1 protein-coding gene is annotated in these 771 nt (G+C 59.1%); it reads right to left on the reverse strand.

The features are described from left to right. Positions 1-771, reverse strand: a 771-nt coding sequence (locus CYD26_RS25165) for a hypothetical protein (RefSeq protein ID WP_218197072.1), incomplete at both ends; no start/stop codon positions are given.

Raw genomic sequence — 771 nt, forward strand, 5'->3', positions numbered from 1 at the left:
GCAGCGCCTTCGGCAGTGGTCAGTGCTGCTTCAGCAGTAGCCAGTGCAGCGGTTTTGTCAGTAACTACGCCGGCGGCGGCAGTGGCAGCGCCTTCGGCAGTGGACAGTGTTGCTTCAGCAGTAGCCAGTGCAGCGGTTTTTTCTGTAACTGCGGTATCGGCGGCAGCGGCAGCGCCTTCGGCAATGGTCAGTGCTGCTTCAGCAGTAGCCAGTGCAGCGGTTTTTTCTGTAACTGCGGTATCGGCGGCAGTGGCAGCGCCTTCGGCAGTGGTCAGTGCTGCTTCAGCAGTAGCCAGTGCAGCGGTTTTGTCAGTAACTACGCCGGCGGCTGCAGTGGCATTGCCTTGGGCAGTGGACAGTGCGTCTATAAGAGTTTGGTTGCTAGGATCAGCCTCTAAGTCAGCTTGAGCTTGATTTACTGCCAGGTCCGCAGCAGTCTTGTCTGAGTTGGCGGTGTCCAGAGCCAACTGAGCGCTGGTTTTGGCAGTAGTGGCCTCGGTTACAGCCAGGTCCGCAGCAGTCTTGTCTGAGTTGGCGGTGTCCAGAGCCAACTGAGCGCTGGTTTTGGCAGTAGTGGCCTCGGTTACAGCCAGGTCCGCAGCAGTCTTGTCTGAGTTGGCGGTGTCCAGAGCCAACTGAGCGCTGGTTTTGGCAGTAGTGGCCTCGGTTACAGCCAGGTCCGCAGCAGTCTTGTCTGAGTTGGCGGTGTCCAGAGCCGACTGAGCGCTGGTTTTGGCAGTAGTGGCCTCGGTTACAGCCAGGTCCGCAGCA

Origin of the sequence: Pseudomonas sp. FFUP_PS_473 (assembly GCF_002858665.1) — a bacterium.
GTDB lineage: Bacteria > Pseudomonadota > Gammaproteobacteria > Pseudomonadales > Pseudomonadaceae > Aquipseudomonas > Aquipseudomonas defluvii.